The organism is Bacillus cereus group sp. MG16 (assembly GCF_040459875.1).
Taxonomy (GTDB): Bacteria; Bacillota; Bacilli; order Bacillales; family Bacillaceae_G; genus Bacillus_A; species Bacillus_A paranthracis.
The window spans coordinates 3,137,661-3,162,078 of record NZ_JARVHE010000001.1; the positions used below are offsets into that span (position 1 = coordinate 3,137,661).

Here is a 24,418-nt window from a genome sequence, read left to right on the forward strand (position 1 = left end):
GAGGGACGATAACTCTTCCCTCTATTCCCCTTTTCTCTATGCAAAAAGGATAATACATAAAGGATACCGAATTCTATTATTTATCTAATTAAATTATCTGGAGGAAAAGCTATGTACACAGAAATTTTTAAAGAAGTTGTTTCAATTACTCATCACGATTATTCAGGATGTATAGATAAGAAAGGATGGGACGATCCCACTACTTATTTACATTCAATCGAGAAACTAGAGAAACAAGGAGAACTAACACCAGTACGCTTTACTGAAATTGTAAATGACTACTTACTAGACTATAAAGACAATCATATGTTTTTCAAAATTAGCACTAGCGATCAACCTCTTAACGACGTGGGCTTCCAAGTGAAAAGATACGAAGATCGCTTATATATTACATCTACTTCAGAAGAAAAAAGAGTAAAAAAAGGACAAGCTATCCTTGCATTAGACAATATGAAGATTCCTGATTTATTAATAAAATATAAAAAGTATTTAAATGAGAATTCATATGAACGTGAAAAATGGGGATATGTTTTATCAAAGTTTTCAAATTGTACACTTATAGATGAAAATGGATTGCCCCAAACAATTACTTTACAAAAATATAAACAGAGCAAATATACACCTATATATTCAATAGAAAAATGTAATAAAAATACACTCTTAATTACTTTGACAGACTTCGCAAATGCTGAAGCTATCAATACATTATTAGACTCACACAAAGATGAGCTTAATGCTTTTCCGAATTTAATTATAGATGTGCGATTAAATCGTGGCGGAAGTGATGATGCATTTTTCAACCTACTTCCTTACTTATTTGAAGACAAAGAAATTTCTCTTTTCGATTCTTCAGAAACAATGCAATTAAATCATACAGAACGAAACTTTCATTTACGTATGAAAGACATGAAAATGGAAATGGAAGATTATGATTCTTTAGACGAACTTTCCAAATTATTCACTAATATGTTTATTCAAGATTTAAAAAAGAATTATAAAAAAGGATTCGTTACATTTAATACTTCTAGTTTACCAAAAGAACTTCAATCATTAAAAATACACGGACGAAAATCACCTAGTAGAGTAGTTATATTAACAGGTGTTACATGTGGGAGTTCTGGCGATTCTTTTGTAGAAGTTGCAAAAAAATCATTGAAAGTAAAAGTAATAGGTCGTCCTACTGCTGGTGTAAATGATTATTCTAATTTAGCAGTAATGGAATGGGCTGATACATTCGCACTTTACTATCCTACTTCAAGGCTTTCAATTATAGATAAAGGTGAAGGAATGTCCGGAATTGGTATTCAACCACATATACATATCCCGTGGACTCCAGAACATATACAAGAAGATGTAGATTTAAAATTAGCATTGCAACTACTTCAAAACGAAGAATGGTAAAAAATAAAGGTAGATGTGAATCACACCTACCTTTTTTATTTCATCTTAATCTTTTCTGGTTGAAACCAAGTTGGCTTTAATAACTCAAAGTTTTTATGATCCTCTAATACGATAGTAAGACGTTCTAACATATCATCTAACATATGTGGCGCTGCTCGTAATGACCATACAACTGATGAGAACACTGTCATACCTACGTATACCGCGTATAATTTCCAGAACTCCTCTGGTATTCTCCCATTAAAGTATCCTTCTATTTGTCCGATTGAATACGGAATACTAATGTCCCTTGCAAATAGTGCAATTTTTACAAAATCATGGAGTGGGTCGCCCCAGTCGTAGCCATTAAAATCAACAACACCTACATATTTCCCATCACGTACAATTATATTTTCTAAATGAAAATCATCGTGTTGAAATCGATTTGGGCGGTTTTGTAAATACATTTCATTTTCATTGATAAACTTAATGATTTTATCATCATTTTTTATTTTTATTCCGCATGTTTTGTATGCCTCTACATATTTTTGATGTTTTTTCATTGCTCTTTCATACCATGGAAATATATCATTAGGAGCTTCATATGTATGCATTTTTGCTAAATCTTTTCCTGCCTCAATGCCAATTTCATATTGTTTTTTTTGTGAATATGTAGGCAATAGCTTCTTCGCATCCTCCCCTTCTAAATACGAAAAAATGCCATAGCATAAACCTTCTTCTGCCAACAACCCCATTTCAATTGGTTTTTGCGCTTGCACACTACGGTTTTGCATTTCATTTAAAATTTGAAACTCTATTTTCTTTCTTTCATACTCTTTTATATCGCCCATCCGCAATAAATATTTTTCATTATTCGCACTTGTAATGATATATTTCTTATCAGGCGAAAAACCTTTAGAAATTTCCTTAATATCCACTGCATCTTTTACTATTTGTATATTATTTTGCCATGCTGTAATTGTCTTCATGTTTATCCCCCTTACATTTCTACATTTGGAGTGTAAGCTACTTCTATAATAAACCCATTCGGATCATAAAAATCAATCGTATAATACCCTTCCGAATAATGATTCATTTCAATCGGACCACGTATTACGTTAACTTCCGTACTAGAAAGAAAATTTGCTACCTCATCAACAACTTCTCTTTTAATAGCTTGGTAACAAATATGTCTTGGTCCTAAAGTCCTTACGATTTCTTCATCTACTTCTTTAAAATATATTTCACTTTCTCCTGTGCTATATGCTACTTCATTTAACTTTCTCCAGCCAATTATTGAAAACAGCTTATCATAAAAAGAAATAGATTCCTTTAAATCTGCTACCCAAAATTCCATATGATGAATGCCCGCTCGAAGTGTATTCATATTAAGAATACGCCCCTTGTACTACTTGTACAATTTCCATCGGCTTATGAACCATATAATCTGGTGCATCTTTTTTCACTGTTTCAATGACATCATATCCCCAAGATACCCAAATTACGTTCACCCCAGCCTTTTTACACGCTGCTACGTCTCGCTGTTCATCACCAACATATAACATATCTTTCTCTGTTATTTTTTTCGATTTTAAAAACCTTTTTATCATTTTATCTTTACCAAACAAATTTTTAGAACAATACACTTCTTGTATATTTTCTATACCATTATTGTGTAAGAATGCCCGAATGTGCTCTTCTGAGTTCGAAGATATGACTGCAATTCCATAACCTTTTTTATGTAGTTCATCTAATACTTCCTTCATCCCATGGAACAAAATAAGATCTTTTATGGCAGGTTGATACAATTTATAAAACTCCAACGCTAATATTGGTAGTTTATACAGCGGTACATCAAGTTGTTTACATCTTTCTGGCATCGTTAACTTGCGTAAATACTCAATTTCTTCTTCCTTTACCGTTTTATATCCGTGCTTTTTAGCAATTTGATTATAAATTGGTACAAATATATTTTGTGAATCTACTAATGTGCCATCAAAGTCAAAAACAATATATTTTTGCATTCCCATACTCCCTTTGCCTCTTTTTCTAAACCTATCTTATTCAACACCGTAGTTGTCTTACCCTTCTATACACATAAAAAAGAACAAGATTTTCTCTTGTTCTTTTTAAGAAAGCCACTTTGGCGGTACATTCGTATTCCAATAAATATTCCCTAACTCATGGTGTCCAGAGTATCCATCATCAAAACGGTGGTAGTGGAAATTAAAATAGTAACCATCTTGCGGTGGATGATCTCTTCTTACGTGGAAACGCAATAAGTCATTTCCTGTTTTCGTATCGTAAACGTGAAAAATCTTTTCATTATTTCCACCCGCTGGTTTTTGAGAAATCGCTAATGATTGTAGCGATTCTTCTGGCACATCATTTGCTAGTTCAGCAATTGCCTCTTCAATTTTTGGTAATATTACATCTTTAAATTCATCTTCAATTACCGGACCAATTTTAGTCCCAAATTTTTGCATCGACTGCTTCTCTGCTTCTTGCATTGCATACGTAATAAAAGTATCGGTGGTTAACCTGTCATTCGTTTCTTCATATGTATAGGACGTACTCTCCAAATTTTGTTGCCCAGCTGTGCTCGTAGGCTTGTCCGCAGCTTTGGCATTATCAAGCAATATGGAAGGAGGCGTCACTAAACCAAATGTAAATACGGTAATTAATGCGACTAAGGTTTTTCTAAACCAATTTGGCATGTATGTTTCCTCCCCTTTCACTCATTATATTTTATATAACGGTTGTTTCCTCTATTATACAAAATGATTGTAATTTTTGCACTTTACAATTTTGTTAACGTTCACATATTTTTCACTTGAATATGAAATTGTAAGATTTCATACAATAAAATACAACAACAATGAGGAGGAGATCCGATGACTTTAGATGCCATGTATTCCGCCGCAAGCATACTCGTTTTAGTATATTTTATTTATCAATGTGTTACGGATTAGAAAAAAGAGCCCTTTTTCGGCTCTTTTTTCTATGGTAAGAATACTATCCAACCAATTAATACTATAAAAATAATCCCGGCAATTACAGCTGGCAATAAATAAAAATGAGAAAGTATAACTATTCCATACAAAAGTATTACTGGAAGTAATAAATAGCGATCTGTCTTCCATCTTAACAAGAGTAATTTGCCTTCATCACAATATAAATGAAGAAACATTTTGTTCGTAAACTCATTCCAATAGTCGCGCGCATAACGGGAAATTGCAAATAAAGCAAATGCAAGAATAATAGCGGCAATCCATTTCGGACTCATAATAATACTGACAGTGCTTATACATACAATTTGAATATAAAATATTCGTGCACTACTTGTACGGAAAAATTCTTTTAAAAAGGATTCAACAATACGATAATCCGTTTTCTTTCCTAAAAACTTTTTAGAACGCGGAAACATCCACGGCTTTTTATTCGAACTACTCGGTTTAGCTGCATGACCACCAACTTGCATAATCCCACTCGTCCAGCGCATACTTTCTTCTTTTTCTCTCTCAACTTCTTTAAAAAAGCAATTTTTATAATTTAATTTTTCTTTTATCAATATGATAATTAGAAACACTGCTAGACCGATACTTAGTATAGAATACAATGGATTTTTATAAATAAGAAACAAACTCAATCCAAAAAAGGATAGACTTATAGAAAATATTACATTTTTTATAATCCATAGTAGCCATCGTTTCCCCACACGTACATGAATAAATCTCGTTAATAACGCCAACAAAAATCGAAATATAGTAAAGAATAGCCAAAATAATACGACTTGTATCTTCGTCACTCCAATACTTTTCATCAACACTGGTAACATCGCAACAACAACTACTACATTCGTTATTGCTATTCGAATAAACGTATATGTCATGCCATACTGGATTAACTTTTTCATGTGAACAGGATACGAAATTAAAAATAAACTATCCGCTTGCTCAAAAAATGAGCGAACTCCTCTTGCATATGTAATCACATAAAATGCGAGTAGGCCTAATCCGAAAAAAACCGTCTCTCCTATCGCTAGTTCTTCCATCCATAGTGAACGATAATAAATTCCCATAAATATAAGTGCCGGAATAATAATATATAGCGCAACCGTCCAATCAGTTATAGAACGTATGGACTTCCATTTGCGCCCCAGTTCATGGCGTAATCTTTTATAAAATTGTTTTTTAATCATGCTGTTCACGCCTTACGATTACATCAAAACAATCTAATAATGAACTTCCTGGTATTTCTGCTAACGTTTGAATTGCCTCTAAATGGCCATCTGCGACTAATGTACCTTGAGAGATGAGTAAAAATCTTTCGCAAATTCTTTCAGCTGTATCTAATACGTGCGTACAAAGTAAAATTCCTGCCCCGCGTTCTTTTTCTTTATATAAATAACTTAAAAACTCTTTCGTAGCTACTGGATCTAGTCCGATAAAAGGTTCGTCAATGATATAAAAATCTGGTTCTGTTAAAAACGCTAATATAAGCATCGATTTTTGTTTCATACCTTTAGAAAACTTTGATAAATACTCATGTTTATGCTTATCCATTCGAAACATATGTAATAACTCTTCAGCTTTCCGTTCCCAGCTTCCGGCTTCGTTCTCGCGAGCTGCCATTAATAATTCAATATGTTCCCAAAGCGTCAAATAATCATAATATGTCGGGTGTTCTGGCACATATGCATACGGATTTTTCTTCTCGCCAAATGATATTTCACCATCCACATTTATAAGTAACCCGAGCATCGTTTTAATCGTCGTACTTTTCCCGGCACCATTTGCGCCAATAAGAGCAACTAATTCGCCTTGCTCAATCGAAAAGGCAATATCATGAATTGTTTTTTCACCTATTTCATATCCAGCAGAACGGATATTTACTTCTAACATACATTCCCCTTCTTTCCATTTCCAATACAAACTAGGAAAAGAATAACATATAACTATCTATATATCATTATAAAATATTTATTTTCATAGCAGGAATAAATATTTTTTAACAGAATACTTAATGTTTGATTACATTTAATTGGAGTGGATAATATGTCTTTTCAAATTCGTGAAGCTACGATAGACGATATAGATGCGCTTTGCTCTTTGACGAAAGAATTAAAAGGTTCTTCTATTTCCTATGAAGATATGAACAACCGATTGCAATTCGTACAAATGAGTCCTTCTGATTTTTTATATGTTTATGAGGAAGAAGAAACTATATTTGGATTACTTGGGTTTCGTATACGTGAAAATTTAGAAGATGTAACTCGTTATGGGGAAATTTCAATTATTAGCGTTGATTCTACAATACGACGGAAAGGCATTGGGCAAGTATTAATGGATTATGCTGAACAATTAGCAAAGAAGCATAATTGCATTGGCACATGGCTAGTTAGTGGAATAAAAAGAGTAGAAGCGCATCCTTTTTACAAAAAATTAGGATATGAAGTGAATGGATATCGATTTGTAAAACATTTTTAAACTACTTGTTAATTGAAAGGACTATAACTATGACAAACATTCAAGCAATTTTCATTGATCGTGACGGTACAATTGGTGGCGATACTACCATACATTACCCAGGATCCTTTACATTATTCCCTTTTACAAAAGTAGCTCTACAAAAACTAAAAGCTAATCATATAAAAATTTTCTCTTTTACAAACCAGCCAGGTATCGCGGATGGGATAGCAACTGTAGCCGATTTTGTACAAGAATTAGAAGGCTTCGGTTTTGATGATATTTATGTATGTCCTCATAAACACGGTGACGGTTGCGAATGTCGTAAACCAAATACAGGCATGCTGCTACAAGCAGCTGAAAAACACGGGCTTGATTTAACACAATGTGCTGTAATTGGTGATCGCTGGACTGATATCGTTGCAGGAGCAAAAGTGAATGCGTCAACGATTTTAGTACGAACAGGCGCTGGATACGACGCTTTACATACGTACCGAGACAAGTGGGCACATATTGAACCAAACTACATTGCAGAAAACTTTGAAGATGCGACAAATTGGCTTTTAAGTCAACTATAATGCAAATGAAAAGAGACGCCTTCAAAATGAAAGCGCCTCTTTTCATCTAATATTATTTAAAACGTTAATTCATAATGGAAATAACGATTATCTCTCAAATATCCATTTTCAGCGTATAATCGCTGTGCTGATAAATTATCAATCTCTGTTTGTAATTTTACACCTTTTGCACCATTTTCTAAGGCGAATCCTTTCGCAGCTTCTAATAATTTTTTCCCTGTTCCTGCCCCGCGCTTAGCAGCTTGTACAAATAAATCATTTAAAATCCATAATTCTTTCATCGAAATAGAAGAAAATGATGGATATAATTGCGTGAATCCAATATATTCACCGTCTTCAACTGCTACGAAGATAACAGATTCTTTTCTCTCCATTCGATTTCGTAAAAATACTTTTGCTCCTTCTAGATCGGAATCTTGTCTATAAAACATACGATAGTTATTAAAAACTGATGCTAGTCCATCTAAATCTGCAATTGTTGCCTCATATATTCTCATTTTACTCCATTCCCCTTCCAATACTGTCTCATTATATCCGTTGCCCATTTAGGCTGTACAATTTCTTCTCTCGGCATAAACTCTTTCATTATTGGCTTTATATCCAATATAGGGGTGCCATCAATAGCATCTAACCCCTCAACAATAATTGATTTACCTTCTCTTTTCATTACCTTTACAATTGTTGCTCCTATACGATTCGGACGATTTTTCCCACGCTGTGCAAAAATCCCTACTTTAGGATAATCATGATTATTTCTAGGATGTCTAGCAACATATTGAATTTGTTCATCAGTTACTTTGTGAAAATAAAAAACTACTTCAATATGAGAAAAATCTTCAATCCCTTGTATACTGTTTTCTGTATACATTTCCGTTAAAGTAATATAGGATTTTACTTCTCCCCACTCATCGTCTTTTATTTCCTTTCTTTCATTATGTACAAATGCGATTGGTTGAACTGAAAACATACGCATTCCCCCTTACATGTAACCACTTACATTATAAAATATTTTCTGAATGTTTTCCACATATACATATTAGGTTACATAATATAATTATAATCTATTTCCTACGGCGAAATTAACTGCTTCAACTGCATGTATATAAGTCGTATCGAATATTGGAATGGATACGTCTTCCTGCTTTATTAATAATCCTATTTCTGTACATCCTAAAATGATACCCTGTGCGCCTTTTTGCACTAAATCTTCTATAACTGTTTTATAATACTCTTTGGATTGAGATATGATTTTTCCTAAACATAATTCTGTATATATGACTTCGTTTATTTTTTCTCTATTTTTTTCTAATGGCACTATGACTTTTATATCATTCTCTTTAATACGTGATTTATAGAAATCTTGTTCCATTGTATATTTTGTTCCAAGTAAACCAACAGTTTGAATACCTTTTCTTTTCATTTCTTTCGCAGTTGCATCTGCGATATGTAAAACTGGAATATGAATATTCTCCTTTATTTTCTCAATTACTTTATGCATTGTATTTGTGCAAATAATAATAAAGTCTGCGCCTCCCATTTGTAATGAATATGCTGCATTCCCTAGAATTTCTCCTGCACTATCCCAATCGCCGCTAGACTGGAATCCTTCAATCTCTTCAAAGTCTACACTATTAATTAAACATTTAGCTGAATGTAAACCACCTAATCTACTTTTTATTTCTTCATTTATGATTCGATAATATTCAGCAGTTGATTCCCAACTCATACCACCAATAAGACCTATCGTTTTCATTAAACCCCACACCCACCTCATACTATTTATTCAAGATAATCACGACATTTTATTATGTATATTATACATAATAAAACAAGACTTTACGTTTGAAATATAAAGTCTTGCTTTAACTATTTCCAAGTAAATTTTATAAGAATATTCTGAAATTAATCACCTAATGTTTTTATAGAATCTTCATATCGATAATGAAAACATTCTCGATACAACTGTTTAATTTCATCATATGATGGCACACGTGGGTTATTTGCTGGACTTCCACTTTCAATTGCATCTGACGCCATTTTAGAAATAGCTTTTTCAAATTCAACTTCACCAATTCCGTATTCTTTTAAATTTGGAATACGAAGATCAAAACAAAGTTTTTTTATTTCCATCAGCGTGTAGTCGGCTACTTCTTCATCACAATAAGAATACATATCTTTATTTAAACAGCGGCCAATTTCCGCTAATCTTTTTACCGCACTACCTTTTGTATATTCTAAAACTGTAGGTAATAGTATTGCATTTGATATACCATGTGGTACATGAAATAACGCTCCTACTGGTCTTGACATTCCATGAACTAATGTAACAGATGCGTTTGAAAATGCAATTCCAGCTTGTAAGGAAGCAATCATCATCGCTTCTCTTGCCTCCATATTCTCTCCATCTTCATATGCAATACGTAAATATTTCATAATACTTTCAATAGCGGAAAGAGCGAGTACATCTGTAAGTGATTGTGAAACTTTAGAAATATATGCTTCGACTGCATGACATAATGCATCTATCCCTGTTGCTGCTGTAATATGAGGTGGTACAGAACGTGTTAAAATCGGATCAATAATCGCTACTTGCGGGGTAAAACTCGGATGCTTCATCATCATTTTTACATCTGTTCGTTTATTCGTAATTACTGCTACACTTGTTACTTCTGACCCAGTACCCGAAGTTGTTGGAATTGCAATGAGCGGTAGCGGATTATTGTCTATTTCCATATCCTTTTGGACATAATCTTCTACTTCTCCACCATTTGTATATAACACCGCAACTGCTTTTGCTGCATCAATACAACTTCCACCACCAAGACCAATAATAAAATCACACTTTTCTTCTTTACAAATAGTTAACGCCTCTAACACGTGTATATTTGTAGGCTCAGCATTTACTTTATTATATGTAATAACGGTAATACCTTTTGTATTTAATTGTTGTATACAACTCTCAACATATCCTAAATTCTCCATAATTGTATCAGTTACTATAAAAGCTCTTTTTCCAAACTTCTTGGATTGTTCCCCCAGTTTTTCAAGCGAATTTCTTCCATATAATACAGACTTCGGCATACGAAATTCAGCAACTTCTTGCAAGTACTCCACCTCTTCTTTCCCTAATTAATATTTTCGTCTATAAAATATCTATTTAATAAATTCCTGTTAAAGTATAGAACGCGATAACTAAAAATACAGCAAGCGTTTTCAAAACTGTAATAGCAAATATATCTTTATAAGATTGTTTATGTGTTAACCCAGTGACTGTAAGAATAGTAATGATAGCTCCGTTATGTGGTAATGTATCCATTCCTCCTGATGCCATTGATACGATACGATGCATTACTTCTAACGGAATATCAAATTGATTAGCTGTTGCAATAAACTTATCACCCATTGCACTTAAAACGATTCCCATTCCCCCTGATGCAGAACCTGTAATGCCAGCTAAAATATTCGTCGTGACTGCTCCGTTCACTAGCGGATTTGTAAACGTGGCAGAAATGCCATCTCTCATAATCGCAAAACCTGGAAGTGCTGCGATAACACCACCGAATCCAAACTCAGCTCCTGTATTCATTGTTGCAAGTAGCGCTCCACCAATACTTGTATTCAATCCAGCTTGGAATCCTGTTACTACTCGTTTCCAATATAATAATAACGTTGTTACTATACCTATGATAAGTGCTAATTCTACTGACCAGATTCCAACTACTGCACTTAATTCTACTTTTCCAAATGCTTTCATACCAATTGCAGAAAAATCAAAACCATTCGGATACCACTTCGGTATCATAATAGTAAAAACTTTATTCATTACACCTACTAAAATAAGTGGTATAAAAGCAATTACTTGCTGCGCTCTTGTAATTTCAATATTTTTAACCAGCTGCATATCTTTTTGTTCTGCTTGTAAAGAAGCTGCCATTTCCGTATTCCCATCGTTAAAACCAAAATATCCCTCTCCAGCTGCTTTCGCCTTCTTACGTCTACTCTCTAAATATAGTAAACCTAACGTAAGTACAAAAATTGCCCCTACAATACCAAGTATCGGCGCAGCATAAATGTCTGTTTTAAAAAACGTTGTAGGTATTACGTTTTGAATTTGTGGTGATCCAGGTAGCGCATCCATCGTAAACGTGACCGCTCCAAGAACAATCGTTCCAGGAATTAAACGTTTTGGAATATTCGCTTGTCGAAACAACTTAGCTGCGAACGGATATACAGCAAACACTACTACATACACACTAACACCACTATACGTTAAAATAGCACCCATTAATACAATTGCTAATATTGTACGTTTTTCACCAACTAACTCTATAATTGTCTTTGCAATTGAGTCCGCAATCCCTGACATTTCTACTACTTTCCCAAATATTGCCCCGAGTAAAAATACAGGAAAATATAGTTTAATAAAACCTACCATTTTCTCCATAAAAATATTCGAAAAGAAAGGTAATACAAAACTAGGCTCTGTCAAAAATACCGCAAATAATGCAAATATCGGTGCAAATAAAATAACAGAAAATCCTTTATACGCTACAAACATAAGTAAACTAAGTGCTAATAATATAATAACTAGCTCCAATTATACCCCTCCTTTAAACTGAAAATTCTAACTTTTATTGATAAATTTCTATTAACCCTTTAATTCTGACATCACTCCTCTTATTCATACAAATTTTTCATGCTAAAAATGTCTAATTATACATATTCGATTACATATAAAAAATCCCTTTAAACAAAAACGATTTCATCATCATACGTTATAAAGGGATTATTAGTCTCTATATTTACTTCTTTATCAAACTATTTTCTAAACAAAAATGATGTAATTCTTTTACATCATTTATGATATGAGTCGCACCAACTTCAGTCAATTCTGTTTCACTACCATAACCGTATAAAACACCAATTGAAGCAATCTCATTATAATTCGCACCGATTATATCATGCTTTCTATCTCCAATCATGACAATTCCTTCTTTATTAAGTTCTTCATTTGTTTGTAAAATATGAGCAATGATCTCTTCTTTCTTTATTCTTGTACCATCTAAATTACTTCCAACGATATCTTCAAAATAATCCGTTAGTTGAAAATGATCTAGTACTTGTTTTGCAAATACAGTAGGTTTTGAAGTAGCTATAAACAAACGATTGCCTGTATCTTTTAATTGTTGTAAAAGATTTGGAATACCCTCGTAAACATTATTCTCCAACAATCCTCGTTGCTTTACATACTCTCTGAAATAAAAAACAGCTCGTTCAACTTCTCCTTCATTCATATTATATCTCTCTACGAATGATTGCTGTATGGGTGGACCAATAAATGAATCTAACTCGCTTATATGTAATTCTTCAATGCCAACCTTTTTTTATGCATACAATACTGAATTTACAATACCTTCTTTCGGATCCGTCAAGGTTCCATCTAAATCAAATACATATGTTGTGTACATGTTTCAATCCCCCACTCGCTTTACTTTATAAGTAATCTATAACAGATTTCCCCTCTTTCCCTTCTATTATAATACTATCACTATCTTTTTTCTGAAGAATTACTTTTCCTATGTCACATACTTTCAGTTACAAAATGTAATAGATATGATAAAGTAAAAAAGTTACAATTATTTTAATAGAAACTGGTGAAACAAATGGCAATTACATTAATTTTTATAATGGCTTTCACGATTGTAATCCACGCAGTTGAAACAAGCTCTTATAGTATTCGATTAGCAGGCGTTCGTTTAAAGAAGATTGCTGTTGCATTATCTGTCGTAGGAATCGTATTACTCATTTCAAGAACGTCAAACTTACTACAAGCCTTTTTACTGGGCGGGATTGTCGATGAAGCAAAACTAGATTCTTCTATTGATTTAGAGAATATTATGCGACTCGTTCTATTATCGGCTTCTGTTGGTACGTTGCTTGCGATTATACTATATCCAACTTTGACAAAACTATTTGGATACGTCATTCAAAACTTTGAAACAGACGGTTCTTTCATTCGAATGATGAAAACAAATAACATTCAAAAATTAAAGTACACAAAAAAATATGTACGGTTTCCAAAGTTCGAAATGATTCATAGGCTGCGTATCGGTGGTATTCCAAAACGTATTATGCTTATTAACATGTTTTCTACTGCTATTTATACAGCGGGGGTTCTTTCCGCATTATATGCTTCTTATTTAATTCCAGCTTTCGCAACAAAAGCCACTACAGCTTCTGGTCTTATTAATGGTTTTGCTACTATTTTATTAACAGTGCTATTAGATCCACGTATTGCTCTTTTAACAGAGCGCGCTCTTCAATCAGAAGAAGGTGCTGAAGCAATGAGTAAAATGTATGCTTGGCTAATGATTTCTAGACTTTTTGGTACATTACTAGCTCAACTGTTATTCATACCAGGTGCTTACTGGATTACATGGATTATAAAGCTTATGAATTAATGCACTCTCTAAAAAAGAAGGTGAGATAACAAATGAAAATACAAACAGAGCAAGATATAGTCCGCTTAATAGAAAACGACGAATGGATGATAAACGTATTACAATTAGCAAAATCACTAGAACTACCTGATTGGTGGATTTGCGCCGGCTTTGTTCGTTCTAAAATTTGGGATACTTTACATAACTACGAAATAAGAACAACTACACCAGACGTTGATGTCATTTATTTTGATCCTTTTCGTAAAGATGAGATATACGAACAATTATTAGAAAAGAAACTGATAAATTTGGATGCCTCTATCCCTTGGTCAGTAAAAAATCAAGCCCGTATGCATGTAGTAAATAATATGCTACCATACTCTTCTTCTGTTGATGCTATTTCTAAATTTCCTGAAACAGCAACGGCGTTAGGAGTTACATTAGACGAAAAAAACAAAGTTATATTAACAGCTCCGTGTGGTATTGAAGATGTTCTTTCCTTACAAGTGAGACCAACAGCTCATTTTCTGGAATCGAAAGAGCGTATACATATGTACAAAAATAGAGTTATTAAAAAGAATTGGCAAAGTAATTGGCCCAACATTACAATCACATATCCATAAATAAAAAAAGGGTGCTTCTCATTTATAGAAGCACCCTTTTCTTCATTTCAAAAAATGTATGACTGTTTCTGCAAACCTATCTGCTTCCTCATAATGAGGTGAATGACCGCTCTCTTCAAATACGATATACTTGCCGTTTCGGGCATCTTTATTAAATATTTCAATTTGTTTTTCACACGTTACAACATCATGTTTTCCTACAATTAATAACATTGGATTTTGTACATCTTTTATTTTTCGTAATAATGAAGTATGAAATGCTCCTTCTAATTTTAATCTATCAAAGTGGATCTTGGAGCGATTTGAAAATACTTCCCACTCTTCATCACTATATAAACTCTCGTCTGTCACATCTTCCTTGTAATTGTAAATCTCCATTCTATTTTCTTCTAGTTCGTCACTTAGTCTTATATAAGCGTCTAACAACTCTTCTGAACTAGCATTGCTAGATGAATAAGCAAGAGACTCTTCTGCTACTTCTACTTTTTCATACTTTTTTAATAAATGCCCTGTCTTTTGTAACAAGGCCTTACTTGTTAACGCGAAATCGAAAGTTGGTCCTTCAAATATTATTTTCTCTATTGAACTTGGATATATCGATGCATATAACAATGCTACATATCCACCGAAGGAATGTCCAATTATAGACCACTTTTCAATTTGTAATGATTTTCTTAATTCCTCACAGTCTTCAATCAAATCATTTAATCCAAAAGCTTCGTCTTCAGTAATTTCTTCTGAGCGACAAACACCCCTTTGATCTATCATAATTACATATAAAGAATTTTTTAAACGTTCTGCTTGATGAAATGAAAAATCATAACAACTTTCTCCTGGTCCACCATGCAAGTATAGAACTGGTTTATTTTTAGGATTCCCATGCGTTTCAACGTATAGCTTTTTCCCTCTAATATTTATATATTCCCCCGTTTCTATCAAATTCGCCATAAACATCATCACCTTCTTTTTTACTGAATATTATAACATTTATTATTAAATAATCCCTATTACATTTAAAAAGACGATGATGATTGCAAGTGGCGCTACAAATCGAAGTAAAAATGCCCAACAAGTAAATACTTTATTTCCATAATTTCCACCTACAAAAAATTCTGCTTCTAGCACCTTCTTCTCCATTTTGAATGAAACGAAAATACTAATAAATAGTGCTCCAAGCGGCATTAATATATTACTAGATAAAAAGTCTACTGCATCAAAAATATTCTTTCCAAAAATCGTAATATCACTCCATATTCCAAATGATAACGCTGATGGTATACCTACTAAGAAAATGCCGAAACCGATCATCCATGATAATTTCGTTCTCTTTTCTTGTTCCCCATTTGCTAATGCTGAAACAACTGTCTCTAGTAAAGAAAATGCCGATGTTAATGTCGCAAATGTAAATAGTGCAAGGAATACTGTTAAGAAAAACCCACCGAACGGAATTTGACTAAATACAGATGGTAATACGATAAATAGTAATCCAGGCCCTTCTGTTGGCTCCATTCCTAATGAAAATACGGCCGGAAAAATTGCAAGTCCTGCAAATAATGAAACAAATAAATTCAATCCAACAATTGTTATTGCTGATTTTGGTAAACTTTCTTTTTTATTTAAATAGGAACTATACGTGACCATAATCGAAATCCCGATACTAATCGCAAAGAATGATTGGCCCATTGCGAACAAAATACTTTCTGAAGTAATCTTTGAAAAATCTGGTTGTAAGAAAAACTTCACACCTTTCATTGCATTATCAAGTGTTAATGAACGAATAATAAGAGCGACAAATAAAACGAACAACGCTGGCAACATATATTTACTTGCTTTTTCAATTCCGTTTTGTACACCTTTTGATACGACCCAAATCGTAATGAACATAAAAGCGAAATGTCCCATAATTGCCCAAGCCGGATTTCCAATTGTTTCAGTAAATAATGCACCGTAATTTTGTCCTGGAGTAATAAGTTGTCCCGTTACTCCTCTGAATAAATAAATTAACACCCATCCACCTACAACACTATAAAACGAAAGTAATATAAAACACGTTCCAACACCAAGGCGTCCAATCCAGTGCCATCCTGTATTTGGTGCAATACTTTTAAATGCGCCAACTGCTTGTTTCTGCGTACTGCGTCCAATCATAAATTCAGCTATAAGTAGCGGTAACCCTATTAATACAGTGAATAATATAAAGATTAAAAAGAATGCTCCTCCCCCGCTTTTCCCAGCGATATAAGGAAACTTCCATATTGCGCCAAGTCCAATTGCCGATCCTGCTGCTGCCATTATAAAACCTAATTTCGAAGTCCATTGCTCCGTTTGTTTCATTTCATTTTCCTCCTAATTAAATCTTTTTATATAAATAAACAAATTTTATAGACCAATTCAAATAAACCCTCCATTTCTATTTCTATAAAATAAAAAATGGCCCAACGTCTCTATATAAAGAGACGCTAAGCCATTTGCTTAACGCGGTACCACTCTTATTGATTCCATTATGAATCCACCTTAGTAGTAATCGTTTGATTACAAACCTAATATCGAAGGTTAACCGTTAAGATTTACTAAGAATGTGATTCCGTTCCACCTTACTGCTCCTAGGCGAGTTCAGGATGTCATTTGACTATGTCACACCAACCCATAGCTCTCTGTACAAATACACGACCTTACTACTCCTATTCAACACATTTAAATATTTAGAATATATTTTCTTTTGAAATTAATATGAAGTATATCGGTTATATTTGTAACTGTCAAGGGATATATTAAAATTTGTTGAGAAACCTTTTTATTATTCTTCGTCATCACCACCACTATCAGCAGTACCTTCTTCTGGATCATCGTTATCTTGTTGTTGCGATGACTCTTTTTGTTGAATAGTATTATTTACCGCTGTAGTAGACGACTCCACCTGTTATTGGATGTACTCTTACATCATCCGTTAAAACGTACTTTACGATGATTTCAAAAAATAACACAAGCTTTTATTTTCCCCTCTACTATCGTCATACACTGTTCACAGCCATTACAATCTATAAAATTTTAACACTTAGCGCACTTATAAAATTATAATGTGTCTACTCATTTCTATCCTAAAACGCAAAAAAGCACTTGTTGCCTTTCATAGACAATCAAGTGCTTTAAGTTCATATGTTTTTAAATAGCATAAATTTGTAAGTTTTGTAGTAACAGTATGACACCTTTTGTATATCATGACAACTACTACGTTAAAACTTACGAGTTTGTACGAGTTCGTTAGTTTAATGTCCAGTTTATATTTATCGCCCGGTAAAATGTCATCTCGCCTAAGCTCGTACTTTGTTTTCTATTCTATCATTGCACATTGTACTCCATGATGGTACTACCTTCATGGGCTCTGAATTTCAGCATATCATCATTCATGTTGTCCAAAGCATAAATATCTCATAAAAAGCACCTGATGCCCTAAAAGGAAATCAAGTGCTTTTTAGTTAATTACATCATCAATTCATAATTTAAAAATATTCTTGTTCAATTTCGCAAATAACTACTCGGAATAAGGGTTATAATCTATCTCAACCTTACTAAGACCATCTAATACTTTCTCTATCCTATTAGTCAAGTCTACTATTTCTTCATGTGTCAGTTCGTTTGTAACATCTAAATCTTTAAACATACTTAATCTCTTTGTTATCCCTTCAACATATCCAATAAAGACCTTATTTTTGGATAACAATATTTCACCTACAGCAGTATCAACAATAAAGTCTTCTACCTTTCCAAGATTTATATATTCATTAACAGTTCTTGCTATTGCATATTCATGTCCCCTATTTAATTTTAAATAATCATTATAGTCTTCGTTAATCGCCTCAAATATTTCATTATATTCCCAGTCTTCCATGATATCACTCCTCTTTTATGGTTTAAGTCTTTCACCGTTATTGTGAATAACTTCCAATTCAATATTCTTATATTTATTAGCAAATTCAGCTATTACTTTGCTACAACTATCACACGTATCTAGTTCTGTGAATAACTTAATTTTACCAGTAGCATTTACATCATCACCCAGTTTTAAAGCAATTTCATTCAAAATCTTATACTCAGTGTCAGAATCTCGCATATAAGGTTTTCCATCTTTACCAGGTGCTAGAGATGCCTCAAAAATTGGCTCATTTGGTTTTAATGAAATTTCAGGAACTTTTTCTTCTAAATTCCCTTTAAATTCATCTATTTTACTTGAAGCATAAAACTCCTTTTTGTTTAAACTATTAACATCCACCTCTGCAAGGGCAAAATTACCAGCTTTTTTATATTTACTTGATAAATTCCCTCTTAGCTCTTTCACTCTATCAATTATATGTGCTTCCGCTACTAAATCTATTTGTCTCGTTGGATACACTTTTCCCGTACCCTATGTTGTAATCTTAAACCCTCACAATAAAAAAGCAAACCATGTAAACCTTATTAAACTACTTCTTTTTCTTCCACTACCGGCAATTCATAAGCTGTTTTATATTTCATCATGCCATATACAATGTTTACAAGCCTTCTCATAATACATACCAATGCTTGTCCTTTTGTTTTTCCTTCTTTTAGTTTCTTTTGATAGTATGCATGAAACACTGGGTTTCTAGGTAACTTACTTCCTTTTGCTACTTGCACTTGCTGTACTGCTAAATTATAAAATAAAGCGTGTAGCGCCCTGTTTCCTTGTTTGCTTTTATGTACTTTACCTTTCCCACCAGAACCAAAGTAAACAGGCGCAATCCCCGCAAATCGTGCTAATTTGTTGGCATTTGGAAATCGCCTTACATCCCCAATTTCTGCAATTAACGCTGATGCCGTCACAAGTTCTATTCCCGGCATCGTCTCTAATTGATAATCTAGTAGATTTACTAGCTGTTTTAATTCTCTTTCGATGTATTTCATTTCCTTCTTTTTAAACTCAATCTCCCGTACAATACTTCTTACTAAAAAGTTTCGCATTTCTTGATACTCTTTCATTGTTTGTCCATCTTCTTTTACAAGTTTTAATATGTCGCTTGCTTTCTTTACTGAACATGTATTGTTGCTAACATCTAATAAAAAAGCTGTTAATTGCTTTATATTCGCCCCCTCTAAACAAGAGGGTGACGGATATTGCTGCCAAAATGCTAATGCTGTTTTTCCATCTAACTCTGAGAAAAACTTTTTATAACTTGGATAATGGTGGTTTAATTGAATATGTAATTGGTTCTTTAACGCACTTTGTGCTTTTACTAATGCATTCCTTCTTGAAACTAGTTGTTGTATCGACCAAAATAAATCGTTTGGCTTTGCATCTGGTAATTGATTTAACTTATTTATTAGTATACGGGCTACGCATTCCGCATCCCAACTATCACTTTTTTGTGTCGTCACATGGTTTTTTCGCTCTAAAAATGATAAAGCTGGATTTACTTCTTTCACTACTTGTTCATGATCTACTAAATATTTCGCTAACGCTCTTCCATAACCACCAACATCCTCTAAACCAAATACAACTGATACCCCAGCACTCACATATGTCTCTACTTCTAATAAAAACTTCGAAAATGCAGATGGTTTATTCTCAAATTGTATTTCTCCTAGTTTCTCTTGCCAACAATTAATAATAACAGCCGTATGATGCTCCTTATGTAAATCTACTCCTACATACAAATAGTTCTGTCTATTATGCATAACTCATCCCTCTATTCAATGATTTAGTCATATATAAAAATGTCGGCAACCTTAGTTCGAGCGTTCATCTTCCGATGCGCATAGGTACGCAAGCCTATCCATTTTTCATAACTCTAGTAGTATATATAGTAAAATGAGCTAATTTTTTAAGGGAGTTTATAAAATAATTGCTGCATGTTGTCCTTTTGTTTGTATTTTCCCGTATTTATACATGCCACGATAAAAATTCTCTCTATCTAACATGCGTTTTACTTGTACTTTCGTAAATTGTTTACCTTTCGCTGTGCAGTAGCCTTCTACATTCAATTGTTCTGCTAATTGGTTAAGTGACCAATGTTTAAAAATTTGTCTTAACTCAAATAGTCTACGTACAACTACTGCTTTCCTAGCATCTACTTCTAACACCTTTTGTCCTTTTTTGGCCTTGTAGCCAAAAAGTACGCCACCACCTGCATATCCACCTCGTTCAGCCTTCATCTTTCTACCTCTACTTAACTTCAATGCAATTTCAAGTCGTTGATATTGATCTAATAGTTCTAACATGCCATTCACCAAAAAGTCATTTGGATCATGTGTGTAAATACTATAGCTTGATTGTTCAATTGCCTTCACATCTACTTTATGTTTCTTTAGTTCTCGTTGTATTAATACTTTCGCCATATCAGAGCGCCACAATCGTGATGTATTCAAAACAACAACATAGCTTACTTGTTTATACGCCATATCGGACAATAGCTCTTGTAGTCCATCACGTTCAACTGTTAATCCCTCTTCATCAACAGTCGCTCCGCTTAACCCTCTATCTTCATACATACGAAGTAATTCTAAATTATTTTCGTTACAGTAACGTTCAATCTCTTCTACTTGATACGCTAAACTATACCCATCACGTACTTGTCCTTCCGTTGAAACTCGTACGTAACCAACTACTTTCTTTCCCATCATAAATTCCCTCCCGTTACAGTAACTTGAGTCCCTGTAACGTTTACTCGTTTTTTGCGGATAACGTGTTCGTAACGTAAATCCGTTAAAACGTACTTTACGATGACTTCAAAACATAATACAACCCTTAATTTTTCACAATAGTTTTTTCTCTAGTAATGTCGTACACTGTACAAAGCCACTACAATCTATAAAATTTAACACTTAATACACTTATAAAATTATACGTTTACCAACTTATTTCTACGCTAAAATGCAAAAAAGCACTTGTTGCCATAATTGACAATCAAGTGCTTTAAGTTCATATGTTTTTAAGTAGCATTAATTTTGTAAGTTTTGTAGCACAAGTATGACACCTTTTACATATCGCGACAAGTGTTACGTTAAAATTTACGAGTTTGTACGAGTTCGTTAGTTTAATGTACATTCCATGTGTTTATATTCATCGCCATGTAAAATGTCATCTCGCCTAAGCTCGTACTTCGTTTTCTATTCTATCATTGCACACAGTACTCCATGATGGTACAACCATCATGGAGTATCTATTTTCAAACACCCTATTATTTTTTCTATCCACTTCACATAAACTTTATTTTTCATTCATCATTATATTTTTTAATCGTGTAATTTACTTAAAAAATCAGTAAATGTATCTGCAATGTAAAATACATTCTCTCTTGCTAGTTCTTCTACTTGTGCTTCTGTTAAACTTTCTTGAAGCATTAACATTTCTTTTTCGCCAGCATTCTCATGTTCCCAAAATACCACAACAGGGTTATTTTTTTCATTTTTATAGTCAAAACATATTAAATTTCCTGCTGAGTCAAAAGCAAAAGGAACTAACTCTTTAGGTATAGTAGGGGCATAAGTACGATATACTTTAACAATATATTCGCTACTATCCGTATCATAAGAGAGCAATGTCCCAAACACTCTTGTTACTCCATCCACCTCAAACTTATATGGTAATACCGCTGAACCATTATTAGTAGTAGCACACTCTACATAATCACTTGGAAATATAAAATCCATTTGCTTCCCCACTTCATATATATATTCTGCTGAAACAGGCTCATCTGGTACTGGCCATGTTAAATCCTTTCGCATCTAATTACGGCCTCCCCATACGATTAAAAAAGCACTCGTTGCCTTTAGTAAACAATCAAGTGCTTTAAGTTCATATGTTTTTTAAGTAACATAAATTTTGTAGGTCTTAGCTTAATTTTATATTACATCTTTCTATAAAAAACTGCAGTCCAATTGCATCTAACACTTGGGCTACACTTCATATCAGGCATTTTTTCATATAAATGTTCTTAGTATATTATTTTTGTAATTTTAAACTAGCAATTAACTCATCTAAACTATCCGAAATCTCTTCAAACGAACCACGTTCAAAATCCTCTAATTCAACCTTACCACTTACATTATCTAAAACAACTATCAAACCGTTCCCCTCTATACCTATTGGAGTCTTATCAACCTTATTATGATTGTTTTTATACCCTTCTAAATTACTTTCGAAGGAATCCAATTCAATATTTGGTAATACAGGCTCTAGCCTAATATAATGATTACCAATAAATCCATCTAAATCAGCAAACCAATAAGAATTAAAATAATCATCAATTGAAGTGTGCAGTTTAATTTCAAATCTTTCCTCAATCGTCGTTAAATCATCCTTATTATTTTTTTCAATAGGTTTCCATGAAATTTCTTCTTCATCATCCATTTCACCCTGATATATAAATGAATCAACTTCTTCGTTATATGGCGTTTTAAATAAAAAATCTAACCCTTTATCAAAATATTCTTTTCTTAAATTAAAATATTTGCTCATAGCATCCTTCATTACCAAAATAATCACCCTTACTTTTCTAAGAATTTTTCTAATAGTTCAGCATATTTTTGGTCATTTCCCCAAACTCCTGCGCTTTTCTCAGCATTATGAATCCCTCCTAAACCTGGATGTAGCTTTGAGGGTACAGCCACAGCTTGACCTCCACCACCAATGTGATGATGTATTAAAGTGTCATTATATAATTCTTTTAAAGAATATTGGGGAAAGTGTTTTCTAAACGTTGGATTGTTTATAGGTGCGAATCCTAATTCTATTTTTTGTCTATTTGACCTATTAAACGCTTCTGGGTACTTCTCTAACATCTCTTTCCAATAAAAATCTTTATCGCGTAACCAGCCCTCTGCATTGGTGTTTTTTTCCCCTTTACCAACATAGGGCATCTCAACAGTTAACCGAGGATCCGCAGTATATTTAGCCTCTAGCTTACCTAAATCAGCACCACGATATGTTCTAATAGGATCATTAATATCACCTATCTTCTTAACCGTTTCACCCGTACCCTTAACAACCTTACTCTCCATATACTGATAAGCCTCTTTCAGAGAATACTGTCCTCCCTCTGAGACCCTTCCTACTCCAGGCATGACATAGGCTTTCCCTACACCTGGGATCCATTTGTACTCCATTAATGTTTTTACTGCGTGCTGGATCTTTTCATTCCCTTGCAAGAAGGTTGTTTTTACGGTTGTGGCACCTTTGTTCCATAGACTTCCGATTTTATCGGCAAATCCTTTTGCTGTGGAGGCTACAAAGTTTACACCTTCTGTTACTTTGTGGCTGGCTGTTTTTATGCCATCGACAGCTGCTTTTCCAGCTTTTCCGGCTACCATTGTTACGCCTTCACCTAGTCTTTTTCCTGCTTTTACAATTGTCTTCCCAAAGCTAGAAGCGACATACTTTATTCCTTTTCCAGCAAGACTTGCCACTTTTCCAACAGGAACAAAGTTTAGGAGTGTCCAACCTGCGGCGATGAGTCTTTCTTTTGTTGATAATTCTTTTCCTGTAATAGGGTCTTTACCGGTAACTGCACGAATTGCATCATTTACTCCAATGAATTCAGCTGCTCCTTCTATTCCCTTTTCCCACCATGATTTTTCATTTTTCTTTTCTTTTTTATGGGCTTCTTTCAATTTTTCATTTTGTTTCTTTTGATATTCTTCATCAGCTTGACGAAACTTTTGAGCGATACGCCGTAATTCTTTTTCTGTAACTTGTAAGTTACGTATGTAAGATTCCATGAGTCTCATTGATCTCATATATTCCCCATAAAAATGCTGACTCGTTGCTCCTTGCCATTGCATTTGAATACTAAACATAGATTGATTGAGATTTTGTTGTATGTTCTGGCTGTGTGTTTGCATCTCTGATATGTTTTTGGCAATTTGTTCGAGTTGTTCAGGTTTGACCTTAATTTCCAAACCTTCTCCCACCTTCC

25 protein-coding genes, 2 pseudogenes and 1 other annotated feature are annotated in these 24,418 nt (G+C 33.6%); of the genes and pseudogenes, 5 read left to right on the forward strand and 22 right to left on the reverse strand.

The genetic code is table 11. The annotated features are described in order from the left end of the window. Nucleotides 1-111: 111 nt before the first annotated feature. Entirely contained in the window at nucleotides 112-1,401 is a 1,290-nt protein-coding gene (locus QCI73_RS16200; RefSeq protein WP_353823336.1) for a S41 family peptidase, read from the forward strand. A 35-nt stretch (nucleotides 1,402-1,436) separates the two neighbouring features. Here QCI73_RS16200 and QCI73_RS16205 read toward each other — a convergent pair whose 3' ends face one another. The 6 genes from QCI73_RS16205 to QCI73_RS16230 form a co-directional block, all read right to left on the reverse strand. Then, on the reverse strand, nucleotides 1,437-2,369 hold the full coding sequence (locus QCI73_RS16205) for an aminoglycoside phosphotransferase family protein (protein WP_353823337.1): 933 nt from the start codon (nucleotides 2,367-2,369) through the stop codon (nucleotides 1,437-1,439). Between the two features lie 11 nt (nucleotides 2,370-2,380). Beyond that, nucleotides 2,381-2,767 carry a VOC family protein gene (locus tag QCI73_RS16210; RefSeq protein WP_327924589.1) on the reverse strand — a complete coding sequence of 129 codons (387 nt, stop codon included), beginning with the start codon at nucleotides 2,765-2,767 and terminating at the stop codon, nucleotides 2,381-2,383. A gap of 1 nt (nucleotide 2,768) precedes the next feature. After that, a complete protein-coding gene (locus tag QCI73_RS16215; RefSeq protein ID WP_327924588.1) occupies nucleotides 2,769-3,404 on the reverse strand; it encodes an HAD family hydrolase in 636 nt (211 codons plus the stop codon). Nucleotides 3,405-3,509: 105 nt separating this feature from the next. Then, the gene (locus QCI73_RS16220; RefSeq protein ID WP_001134414.1) at nucleotides 3,510-4,097 is read right to left on the reverse strand and encodes a YpjP family protein; all 588 of its coding nucleotides are present in this window, start codon (nucleotides 4,095-4,097) and stop codon (nucleotides 3,510-3,512) included. A gap of 284 nt (nucleotides 4,098-4,381) precedes the next feature. Continuing rightward, a complete protein-coding gene (locus QCI73_RS16225; RefSeq protein ID WP_353823338.1) occupies nucleotides 4,382-5,581 on the reverse strand; it encodes an ABC transporter permease in 1,200 nt (399 codons plus the stop codon). Further along, nucleotides 5,574-6,284 carry an ABC transporter ATP-binding protein gene (locus QCI73_RS16230; RefSeq protein WP_353823339.1) on the reverse strand — a complete coding sequence of 237 codons (711 nt, stop codon included), beginning with the start codon at nucleotides 6,282-6,284 and terminating at the stop codon, nucleotides 5,574-5,576. Before QCI73_RS16230 ends, QCI73_RS16225 begins: the two co-directional genes overlap by 8 nt. Before the next feature lie 153 nt (nucleotides 6,285-6,437). Here QCI73_RS16230 and QCI73_RS16235 point away from each other — a divergent pair, with 153 nt between their 5' ends. Then, nucleotides 6,438-6,869 carry a GNAT family N-acetyltransferase gene (locus tag QCI73_RS16235; RefSeq protein ID WP_353823340.1) on the forward strand — a complete coding sequence of 144 codons (432 nt, stop codon included), beginning with the start codon at nucleotides 6,438-6,440 and terminating at the stop codon, nucleotides 6,867-6,869. Between the two features lie 29 nt (nucleotides 6,870-6,898). Then, nucleotides 6,899-7,426 (forward strand): HAD-IIIA family hydrolase, encoded by a 528-nt coding sequence (locus tag QCI73_RS16240; protein ID WP_000181892.1) that lies wholly within the window; start codon nucleotides 6,899-6,901, stop codon nucleotides 7,424-7,426. A gap of 56 nt (nucleotides 7,427-7,482) precedes the next feature. Here QCI73_RS16240 and QCI73_RS16245 read toward each other — a convergent pair whose 3' ends face one another. The 6 genes and pseudogenes from QCI73_RS16245 to QCI73_RS16270 form a co-directional block, all read right to left on the reverse strand. Next, complete coding sequence (locus QCI73_RS16245; protein ID WP_001223874.1) at nucleotides 7,483-7,923, reverse strand: GNAT family N-acetyltransferase; 441 nt, start codon at nucleotides 7,921-7,923, stop codon at nucleotides 7,483-7,485. After that, a complete protein-coding gene (tsaA, locus tag QCI73_RS16250) occupies nucleotides 7,920-8,393 on the reverse strand; it encodes a tRNA (N6-threonylcarbamoyladenosine(37)-N6)-methyltransferase TrmO (RefSeq protein WP_327924576.1) in 474 nt (157 codons plus the stop codon). The genes QCI73_RS16245 and tsaA overlap by 4 nt, the downstream gene beginning before the upstream one ends. Nucleotides 8,394-8,480: 87 nt before the next feature. Continuing rightward, nucleotides 8,481-9,179 (reverse strand): aspartate/glutamate racemase family protein, encoded by a 699-nt coding sequence (locus QCI73_RS16255; protein WP_353823341.1) that lies wholly within the window; start codon nucleotides 9,177-9,179, stop codon nucleotides 8,481-8,483. Between the two features lie 149 nt (nucleotides 9,180-9,328). Further along, on the reverse strand, nucleotides 9,329-10,531 hold the full coding sequence (gene eutG, locus QCI73_RS16260; RefSeq protein WP_353824115.1) for an alcohol dehydrogenase EutG: 1,203 nt from the start codon (nucleotides 10,529-10,531) through the stop codon (nucleotides 9,329-9,331). Nucleotides 10,532-10,583: 52 nt separating this feature from the next. Then, nucleotides 10,584-12,023: a GntP family permease gene (locus QCI73_RS16265; RefSeq protein WP_353823342.1), complete on the reverse strand. Its 1,440-nt coding sequence runs from the start codon at nucleotides 12,021-12,023 to the stop codon at nucleotides 10,584-10,586. 205 nt (nucleotides 12,024-12,228) lie between these two features. After that, nucleotides 12,229-12,894, reverse strand: a pseudogene (locus QCI73_RS16270) (HAD family hydrolase). A gap of 195 nt (nucleotides 12,895-13,089) precedes the next feature. Between QCI73_RS16270 and QCI73_RS16275 the strand changes: the two are divergent. Both QCI73_RS16275 and QCI73_RS16280 read left to right on the forward strand, forming a co-directional pair. Continuing rightward, on the forward strand, nucleotides 13,090-13,887 hold the full coding sequence (locus tag QCI73_RS16275; protein WP_087952387.1) for a lipid II flippase Amj family protein: 798 nt from the start codon (nucleotides 13,090-13,092) through the stop codon (nucleotides 13,885-13,887). A 32-nt stretch (nucleotides 13,888-13,919) separates the two neighbouring features. Further along, nucleotides 13,920-14,489, forward strand: coding sequence for a nucleotidyltransferase family protein (locus QCI73_RS16280; protein WP_262725721.1), 570 nt, complete (start codon nucleotides 13,920-13,922; stop codon nucleotides 14,487-14,489). 42 nt (nucleotides 14,490-14,531) lie between these two features. Here the strand turns inward: QCI73_RS16280 and QCI73_RS16285 are convergent, their stop codons facing one another. From QCI73_RS16285 to QCI73_RS16325, 10 genes and pseudogenes are all read right to left on the reverse strand, one after another. Then, nucleotides 14,532-15,437: an alpha/beta fold hydrolase gene (locus QCI73_RS16285; protein ID WP_353823343.1), complete on the reverse strand. Its 906-nt coding sequence runs from the start codon at nucleotides 15,435-15,437 to the stop codon at nucleotides 14,532-14,534. 45 nt (nucleotides 15,438-15,482) lie between these two features. Beyond that, nucleotides 15,483-16,823 carry a sodium-dependent transporter gene (locus QCI73_RS16290; RefSeq protein ID WP_353823344.1) on the reverse strand — a complete coding sequence of 447 codons (1,341 nt, stop codon included), beginning with the start codon at nucleotides 16,821-16,823 and terminating at the stop codon, nucleotides 15,483-15,485. A gap of 115 nt (nucleotides 16,824-16,938) precedes the next feature. Further along, nucleotides 16,939-17,187 (reverse strand) — a binding site (T-box leader). A 99-nt stretch (nucleotides 17,188-17,286) separates the two neighbouring features. After that, nucleotides 17,287-17,458: pseudogene (locus tag QCI73_RS30865) on the reverse strand (PepSY domain-containing protein); the annotation flags it as partial. Nucleotides 17,459-18,021: 563 nt separating this feature from the next. Next, entirely contained in the window at nucleotides 18,022-18,378 is a 357-nt protein-coding gene (locus tag QCI73_RS16295; RefSeq protein ID WP_000390489.1) for an Imm3 family immunity protein, read from the reverse strand. Between the two features lie 15 nt (nucleotides 18,379-18,393). Further along, complete coding sequence (locus QCI73_RS16300) at nucleotides 18,394-18,879, reverse strand: deaminase domain-containing protein (RefSeq protein ID WP_098991954.1); 486 nt, start codon at nucleotides 18,877-18,879, stop codon at nucleotides 18,394-18,396. Between the two features lie 65 nt (nucleotides 18,880-18,944). Further along, on the reverse strand, nucleotides 18,945-20,180 hold the full coding sequence (locus QCI73_RS16305; RefSeq protein WP_353823345.1) for an IS110 family RNA-guided transposase: 1,236 nt from the start codon (nucleotides 20,178-20,180) through the stop codon (nucleotides 18,945-18,947). A 156-nt stretch (nucleotides 20,181-20,336) separates the two neighbouring features. After that, nucleotides 20,337-21,122, reverse strand: a complete 786-nt coding sequence (locus tag QCI73_RS16310) for a recombinase family protein (RefSeq protein ID WP_353823346.1) — start codon at nucleotides 21,120-21,122, stop codon at nucleotides 20,337-20,339. A gap of 615 nt (nucleotides 21,123-21,737) precedes the next feature. Beyond that, a complete protein-coding gene (locus QCI73_RS16315) occupies nucleotides 21,738-22,229 on the reverse strand; it encodes an SMI1/KNR4 family protein (protein ID WP_100634036.1) in 492 nt (163 codons plus the stop codon). A 217-nt stretch (nucleotides 22,230-22,446) separates the two neighbouring features. Next, entirely contained in the window at nucleotides 22,447-22,962 is a 516-nt protein-coding gene (locus QCI73_RS16320) for a SecY-interacting protein Syd (RefSeq protein ID WP_193438299.1), read from the reverse strand. A gap of 29 nt (nucleotides 22,963-22,991) precedes the next feature. Further along, a complete protein-coding gene (locus tag QCI73_RS16325; protein WP_353823347.1) occupies nucleotides 22,992-24,401 on the reverse strand; it encodes a WXG100 family type VII secretion target in 1,410 nt (469 codons plus the stop codon). Nucleotides 24,402-24,418: the final 17 nt, after the last annotated feature.